The 7,857-nt window shown below is 34.5% G+C and carries 6 protein-coding genes; 5 read left to right on the top strand and 1 reads right to left on the bottom strand.

Annotation, left to right across the window (positions count from 1 at the left end; genetic code table 11):
* Window positions 1–151 precede the first annotated feature (151 nt).
* Both tnpB and HNR32_RS14390 read left to right on the top strand, forming a co-directional pair.
* Complete coding sequence (gene tnpB / locus HNR32_RS11070; RefSeq protein ID WP_183862637.1) at window positions 152–1,261, top strand: IS200/IS605 family element RNA-guided endonuclease TnpB; 1,110 nt, start codon at window positions 152–154, stop codon at window positions 1,259–1,261.
* Window positions 1,262–1,389: 128 nt separating this feature from the next.
* A complete protein-coding gene (locus HNR32_RS14390; protein ID WP_311636849.1) occupies window positions 1,390–4,158 on the top strand; it encodes a type I restriction endonuclease subunit R, EcoR124 family in 2,769 nt (922 codons plus the stop codon).
* Window positions 4,159–4,265: 107 nt separating this feature from the next.
* Here the strand turns inward: HNR32_RS14390 and HNR32_RS11060 are convergent, their stop codons facing one another.
* On the bottom strand, window positions 4,266–5,075 hold the full coding sequence (locus tag HNR32_RS11060; protein WP_183862635.1) for a DeoR/GlpR family DNA-binding transcription regulator: 810 nt from the start codon (window positions 5,073–5,075) through the stop codon (window positions 4,266–4,268).
* A gap of 459 nt (window positions 5,076–5,534) precedes the next feature.
* Between HNR32_RS11060 and HNR32_RS11055 the strand changes: the two genes are divergently transcribed.
* From HNR32_RS11055 to rpiB, 3 genes are read left to right on the top strand one after another with little or no spacing between them, the layout of a single operon-like run.
* A complete protein-coding gene (locus HNR32_RS11055; RefSeq protein WP_183862633.1) occupies window positions 5,535–6,365 on the top strand; it encodes a transketolase in 831 nt (276 codons plus the stop codon).
* A complete protein-coding gene (locus tag HNR32_RS11050; protein ID WP_231038141.1) occupies window positions 6,365–7,324 on the top strand; it encodes a transketolase family protein in 960 nt (319 codons plus the stop codon). Before HNR32_RS11055 ends, HNR32_RS11050 begins: the two co-directional genes overlap by 1 nt.
* 27 nt (window positions 7,325–7,351) lie before the next feature.
* The gene (rpiB, locus tag HNR32_RS11045) at window positions 7,352–7,813 is read left to right on the top strand and encodes a ribose 5-phosphate isomerase B (protein ID WP_183862631.1); all 462 of its coding nucleotides are present in this window, start codon (window positions 7,352–7,354) and stop codon (window positions 7,811–7,813) included.
* The last annotated feature ends 44 nt before the right edge of the window (window positions 7,814–7,857 follow it).

Raw genomic sequence — 7,857 nt, 5'->3', positions numbered from 1 at the left:
GTGTGAACGACACCTCCCCAATACGACTAAAAAAGAACTTACGATTCTTATATATGTTACTACGAAAAACTTGCTTTTCTAAAGCCTGCATGTTACTTTTAAGGTAATCAGGCGATAATCTTATAAGGATGCAAAGAAAGGTGAGTACGTTATGGAAAAAGCCTTCAAATTTAGGATATATCCCAACAAAATACAGGAAATACTGATACAAAAAACATTTGGCTGTGTAAGATACGTCTTTAACCACTATCTCGCTATGCGAATTAAAGCATATCAAGATGATAAAACAACACTTACATTTTCCAAGTGTTCCAGTAATTTAACGCAGTTAAAAAAAGAGAACATCTGGCTGAAAGAGCCGGATAAATGTTCCCTACAAAACTCGTTAAAAGACCTCGATACGGCCTATCAGAATTTCTTTAAACGTAAAAATACTGGTTTTCCTAAATTTAAGTCAAAAAAGAACAGGCATAAATCCTACAAGACAAACTTCACCAATGGCAACATTGAATTTTTGGGAACAAAAATAAAACTTCCCAAACTGGGTAAAGTAAAAATAAGAGACAAGCAAATACCACAAGGCAGAATATTAAATGCTGTAATCTCACAAACGTCTGATGGTAAATACTTTGTATCTCTATGCTGCACCGAAGTAGAAAAACCTGTTTTTAAGCGAACTGACAACTATGTCGGTATCGATCTTGGCTTAAAAGAATTTGCAATTACATCCGATGGCGGTAAACATCCCCATCATAAATACCTCAAACAGTCACTGGAAAAACTTGCTAAACTGCAAAGACGCTTATCCCGAAAAACAAAGGGCAGCGCAAACAGAAATAAAGCAAGAATCAAAGTGGCTCACTTACAGGCACGTATTGCAAATCAGCGAAAAGATATGCTGCATAAACTCTCGCTCAAACTTATAGAAAACTATGATGTTATCTGCTTAGAAGACTTACAAGTAAATAACATGCTGAAAAACCACAAACTTGCCCAAAGCATTATAGATGCCAGCTGGTCAGAATTTACCCGCCAGCTAAAATATAAAGCTCAGTGGTATGGCAAAGAAATAATGCAAATAGATAAATTCTATCCATCAAGTCAGCTTTGTCATAATTGTGGTTATCAAAATAAAGAAGTTAAAGATCTTACTATAAGACAATGGGAATGTCCTGAATGCAAAGCACATCACGACAGAGACATAAATGCAGCCATAAATATTCGCAATGAAGGATTAAGAATTTTAAACACAGCAGTGTAATAACATATATAAGAACCGTAGGAACTACGGGGATAGCCTGTGGAGATAATGTAAGACGTGTTTTTTGCGCAACTATCTATGAAGCAGGAACCCCGCGACTTTAGTCGTGGGAGGTTCAGGATGGACATATAGAAAATATTTACCTTGTAGATAAAGAGAATATAGCCAAAAATAAAATGCAGGTAATTTCTCAATTTCAAATAACAGGATCTCAAGCCAATCGATATGATGTTACTGTTTTGGTAAATGGTTTACCTTTGATTCAGATTGAATTAAAGAAACGTGGAATTGCTATCAGAGAAGCATTCAATCAGGTAAATCGATATAGCAAAGAGAGCTTCAATAGCGAAAACTCTTTATATAAGTACTTACAGATTTGTGTAATTTCTAATGGTACGGATAGTCGCTATTTTGCCAATACAACTAAGCGTGATAAAAACAGCTTTGATTTTACGATGAATTGGGCAAAATCAGATAATACTTTAATTAAGGATCTTAAGGATTTTACAGCTACATTTTTTCAGAAAAATACAATTTTAAAGGTTCTTTTGCATTATTCCGTTTTCGATGCAAGTGATAATTTACTAATAATGCGTCCATATCAAATAGCGGCAACAGAAAGAATTTTATGGAAGATAAAAAGTTCATATAATGCTAAAAAATGGAAAACGATTCAAAGCGGTGGCTATATTTGGCATACAACCGGCTCAGGTAAGACACTGACTAGCTTCAAGGCTGCCCGCTTGGCAACAGAGCTTGACTTTATAGATAAAGTGTTTTTTGTAGTAGATAGAAAAGATTTAGACTATCAAACGATGAAAGAGTATCAACGTTTTTCACCAGATAGTGTGAATGGCTCGGAAAATACTGCCGGACTTAAGCGTAATATTGAAAAAGATGATAATAAAATCATAGTTACTACTATTCAAAAGTTAAATAATCTTATTAAAGCTGAAGATTATTTAGCAATTTATAATAAGCAAGTAGTGTTCATTTTTGATGAGGCGCATCGTTCACAGTTTGGTGAAGCACAAAAAAATATTAAGAAGAAGTTCCAAAAGTACTATCAATTTGGATTTACAGGTACACCCATATTTCCTGAAAATGCATTAGGCGCAGAAACTACCGCTACAGTATTTGGTAGAGAATTACATTCATATGTAATCACAGATGCAATTAGAGATGAAAAAGTTTTGAAGTTTAAAGTTGATTATAATGATGTTCGCCCTAAGTTTAAATCGTTGGAAATGGAACAAGATGAGAAAAAGTTATCGGCAGCAGAGACAAAAGAAGCACTACTTCATCCTGAAAGGATAAAAGAAGTTTCACAATATATTTTAAATAATTTCAGAGTGAAAACACACCGTGCTCATATTGGAGCAAAAGGATTTAATGCAATGTTTGCAGTAAGCAGTGTTGATGCGGCAAAGCTTTATTATGAATCACTGAACAACTTGCAAAAGAATAGCGATAAACCTTTAAAGATAGCAACCATCTTTTCTTTTGCTGCTAATGAGGAACAAAATGCTATAGGAGAAATAATTAATGAAACCTTTGAGCCAATAGCAATGGATAGTAGTGCAAAAGAATTTTTAATGTTAGCAATTAATAATTATAATAAAATGTTTAAAACCAACTTTGGGGTAGATAGTAAGGAATTCCAAAATTATTATCGTGACCTTGCTAATCGTGTAAAAAAACAAGAGATTGACCTTTTAATTGTGGTTGGAATGTTTTTAACAGGATTTGATGCACCAACACTTAATACGTTGTTTGTTGATAAAAATCTTCGTTTCCATGGTTTAATGCAGGCATTTTCAAGAACGAATCGCATTTATGACTCTACAAAAACATTCGGCAATATTGTTACATTTAGAAATTTAGAACAAGCGACAGTTGATGCTATTACGCTGTTTGGCGATAAAAATACAAAAAATGTGGTGCTTGAAAAAAGCTACGGAGAATATATGAAAGGATTCACCGATATAGCTACAGGTGAGGCTCGCCGCGGGTACATTGATGTAGTAAAAGAGCTGAATTCTCGTTTTCCTAATGTTGACGATATTGTTACTGAAAAGGATAAGAAAGACTTTGCAAAATTATTTGGTGAATATTTGAGAATTGAAAATGTATTGCAAAACTATGATGAGTTTACTAGCTTAAAAGCACTACAAGCAATTGATATAGATAATCCGAAAGTATTAGAAGAATTTAAAGCAACTCATTATGTTAGCGATGAAGATATCAAAGCTATGCAAGAAATTGAAATGCCACAAGAACGAGCTATTCAAGATTATCGTTCAACATATAATGATATTCGTGATTGGCTTCGTCGTGAAAAAACAGGAAAAGATAAAGAAGCTTCTACAATTGATTGGGACGATGTGGTCTTTGAAGTAGATCTTTTAAAATCACAAGAGATTAACCTGGACTATATTTTGGAATTGATTTTTGAAAAAAATAAAAAGGTGAAAGACAAAGCAGATTTGGTGGAAGAAGTACGTCGAATAATTCGCGCTAGTGCAGGAAATCGTGCTAAGGAAGGCTTAGTAGTAGAGTTTATTAATCAAACAGATTTAGATGAAATCCAAGATAAAGCAAGTATTATTGATGCCTTTTTCACTTTTGCACAAAAAGAGCAAAAAAAAGAAGCAGAAGAGTTAATTAATGAAGAAGAACTCAATGTAGAAGCCGCAAAGAGATATATTCTTACTTCACTAAAACGAGAATATGCGAGCGAAAACGGAACAGAATTAAATGAAATTCTGCCAAAGATGAGCCCACTTAATCCTAAATATCTAACTAAAAAACAGAGTGTATTTCAAAAAATTGCTGCTTTTGTAGAGAAATTTAAAGGCGTAGGTGGCAGCACTATTCTCGAAGTAAAAGATAAGTAATCAATCAAATAGTATATAGAAAAATGCCGCTAATCTTGTTCACAAGGAACAGATTAGCGGCATTTTTATTAGGCGTTATTTAACAGCAGAATTTTTGTATATAAATATCAATAAACGACATCAATATTTTTGCTTTTATATTCCTGAATTACGCTGGCAGGAACTTTATCATCGGTTATTATGGTATCGACATTTTCGCTGGAGCAGAAGCTGGCAGTGGAGACAACATCGAATTTTGATGAATCAATAAGAGCGATAGTTTTGTGGGAATGTTTGACAACAATGCGTTTTAGTTCCACTTCATAGGGATTAAAATCAGTGATACCAGATTTTATTGTCATGCCATAGCCGGAAAGAAAGGCTAAATCAATAATTAAATTATCAAAAATACCAGCACCTAATGTACCTTCGACATAGGCGGCATCTTTACCGACGATACCACCAACAAAAATAACAGTGATATCAGGATTTTTAATCAGGGTAAGCATAATATGAATGCCATGGGTTATAACAATTAGTTTTTTATGCATATTAGCCAGTTTTTTAGCCATAGCATAGGCGGTTGTACCGGAATCTAAATAAATGGAGCCGCGATCAGCTATATATGATAATGCTTTTTCGGCAATATGTTCTTTGGCTTCATTACATTTTTGCTGCCGAAATAAAAAGCTGTAGCTATCATTATCATCTAGGGGAAATACTTGATTCGGGTTACTGCTGGAAGAGTGAGATGTTGGGGATGTTAATGTTGCACCGCCGTGTGTCCGGACGATTAAGTTTTTTTCTTCTAATTCTTTCATATCATTTCGAGCAGTAGTAGCTGATACGTTGAACTGTTCGCAAATTTCCTGTGTAGTAATTTTTCCGTACTCTTTTATATGGTCTAGTATGATGTTTTGTCGTTCTATTGCAAACATTGCACACACTCCTTAGTTAGTGAGAGATAAATAAATATTATCGTATTATTTAATATTATATAGCACAAATTAAAAAATGACAATCGTTTTCCTGAAAAAATCCACAAAAAAAGAAATAAAAAGAAAGCATACGCAAAGAAAATAAAACTATAAAAAACTTTAAAATAATAATAATAAGCAGAATTGTAAAAAAACACTTGAAATAAAAAAAATCTTTGCTATAATAGTAATCAAATAAAACTTAAAGACAAAAAAAGAAATTAAAAAACATATAAAAAAATAAAACAAAATATTTATTTACTTACTTTTACTTATATTAGTAAAAAATATGGAATTTATGAAGTTTTATTATATAAATTTTTACTGCTTTTAAAGATATAGAAATACATTTTTGAAATGCAGCTAATAAATTAAATCTGCAAAATATTTGTCACTTTTGGTAATTTTAGGAGGCTCTTAATGGATAATCTAGCTTTAAAAAAGACTGCTAATGAACTGCGCAAGGGAATTGTAACAGCAACATTTTTTGCCAAATCAGGTCATCCCGGCGGTTCATTGTCGGCAGCCGATGTTTTAACTTATTTGTATTTTGAGGAAATGAATGTAACAGTCGATAAACCACAAAATCCCGAACGGGATCGTTTTGTATTATCAAAAGGGCATGCCGCACCAGCATTATATTCAGTGTTAGTATTGAAAGGATATTTTCCTAAAGAAGATTTAAAAACATTGCGTCATATCGACTCTTATTTACAGGGGCATCCTGATATGAAACATACGCCTGGTGTTGATATGTCTACAGGTTCATTAGGACAGGGAATTTCAGCAGCAGTAGGCATGGCATTATCAGCAAAAGTCCAAAATAAAGATTTCTCTGTATATACAATGCTGGGTGATGGTGAGCTTCAGGAAGGTGAAGTTTGGGAAGCATCAATGTTTGCCGGCAGTCATGATTTAGATAATTTAACAGTTATTGTTGATAATAATAATTTGCAGATTGATGGCACCGTGGAAGAAATATGTTCACCATATCCTATAGATGAGAAATTTAAGGCATTTAATTTTCATGTTATAAATATTGATGCCCATGATTTTAATCAAATAAGAGATGCTTTTAAAGAAGCTAAGGCAACTATTGGTAAACCAACGGCTATTGTTATGAAAAGTGTAAAAGGAAAAGGCGTTTCCTTTATGGAAAATCAGGTTGGCTGGCATGGTAAGGCCCCTAATGAAGAACAATATAAACAAGCAATGGAAGAATTACAAAGAAATGGGGAGGCGTTGATATAATGGCGACGATGACAGCAATAAAGCCGATAACAAAAATAGCAACAAGAGATAGTTATGGTAATGGATTGGTAGAACTGTATAAAGAACATGATGATGTAATTGTTTTGGATGCTGATTTAGCAGCAGCTACTAAAACGGGTATTTTTAAAAAGGCCGTGCCTGAACGTCATTATGACTGTGGGATTGCTGAATCTAATATGATGGGGATAGCTGCAGGGATTGCAACAACGGGATTAGTTCCATTTGTCAGTACCTTTGCGATGTTTGCTGCAGGTAGAGCCTTTGAACAGGTAAGAAATTCTATCGGTTATCCGCATCTTAATGTGAAAATCGGTGCAACTCATGCCGGTATTTCTGTTGGGGAAGATGGAGCAACACATCAGTGTAATGAAGATATTGCTTTAATGCGTACAATTCCAGGCATGGTTATTATAAATCCTGCTGATGATATTGAAGCTAAAGCGGCGGTAAAAGCAGCTTATGAACATGATGGTCCTGTATATATGCGTTTTGGCCGGTTGGCTATTCCGATTATTAATGATAATCCGGATTATAAATTTGAACTGGGCAAAGGGACTATCCTGCGTGAAGGTAAGGATGCAACGATAATTGCTACAGGTCTTTGCGTAAGTGAATCTTTGGCAGCCGCTGAAAAAATGGCGCAAAATGGTCTTGATGTGGCAGTAGTAAATATACATACCATAAAACCTATTGATAAAGATCTTATTATTGAAATGGCTAAAAAAACAAAAAGAATTATAACAGTAGAAGAACATTCTATTATTGGTGGATTGGGTGGAGCTGTTTGTGAAGTTTTATCAGAAAATTGCCCGACACCGGTATTGCGCATCGGTGTAAATGATTGCTTTGGTCACTCTGGCCCGGCCACAGCATTATTGCAGGAGTTTGGTCTTGATGCTGACGGCATCGCTAAAAAAGTAAGTGCATATTTAAAATAATATAGATATATAATTAGGAGGATTATTATGAAAATTGCTATTGGTTGTGATGAAGCAGCATATAGTTTGAAGGTTATTTTGAAAGAACATTTAGAAGAAAAAGGTTATGAAGTTACTGATTTTGGTGCCGATAAAGGAGAAGTTGTTCTTTATCCGGATGTAGCTTATAAAGTAGCTGATGCAGTAGCTCAAGGTAAATATCAGCGGGCGGTGCTTGTTTGCGGTACTGGTATTGGCATGTGTATTTGTGCCAATAAAGTGCCAGGCGTAAGAGCGGCTGTCTGCCATGATACTTTTTCGGCTGAACGCAGTAGAATGAGTAATAATGCCCAGATTATCTGCATGGGTGAACGTGTTATTGGTGTAGAATTGGCAAAAACAATCCTTGATACATGGCTTGATTCGGAGTATTCCGAGCAGTCCCGTTCACAGCCAAAAGTATTGCGTATCAATGAACTGGAAGAAGAACATATTAGAGCAGCTAAATAAATGAATATATAGTTACTATGGAAGAGGACGTAAAAATGCGGCGG

Source organism: Pectinatus brassicae (genome assembly GCF_014201835.1).
Classification (GTDB): Bacteria; Bacillota; Negativicutes; order Selenomonadales; family Selenomonadaceae; genus Pectinatus; species Pectinatus brassicae.
Note: the sequence above shows the minus strand (reverse complement) of the source record. Positions and strands in the feature narration are given on the sequence as shown.

Coding starts and splice junctions, on each gene's coding strand:
- HNR32_RS11055 (WP_183862633.1), top strand. CDS start 5,535: ATGGATAATCTAGCTTTAAAAAAGACTGCTAATGAACTGCGCAAGGGA.
- HNR32_RS11050 (WP_231038141.1), top strand. CDS start 6,365: ATGGCGACGATGACAGCAATAAAGCCGATAACAAAAATAGCAACAAGA.
- HNR32_RS11060 (WP_183862635.1), bottom strand. CDS start 5,075: ATGTTTGCAATAGAACGACAAAACATCATACTAGACCATATAAAAGAG.
- tnpB (WP_183862637.1), top strand. CDS start 152: ATGGAAAAAGCCTTCAAATTTAGGATATATCCCAACAAAATACAGGAA.
- rpiB (WP_183862631.1), top strand. CDS start 7,352: ATGAAAATTGCTATTGGTTGTGATGAAGCAGCATATAGTTTGAAGGTT.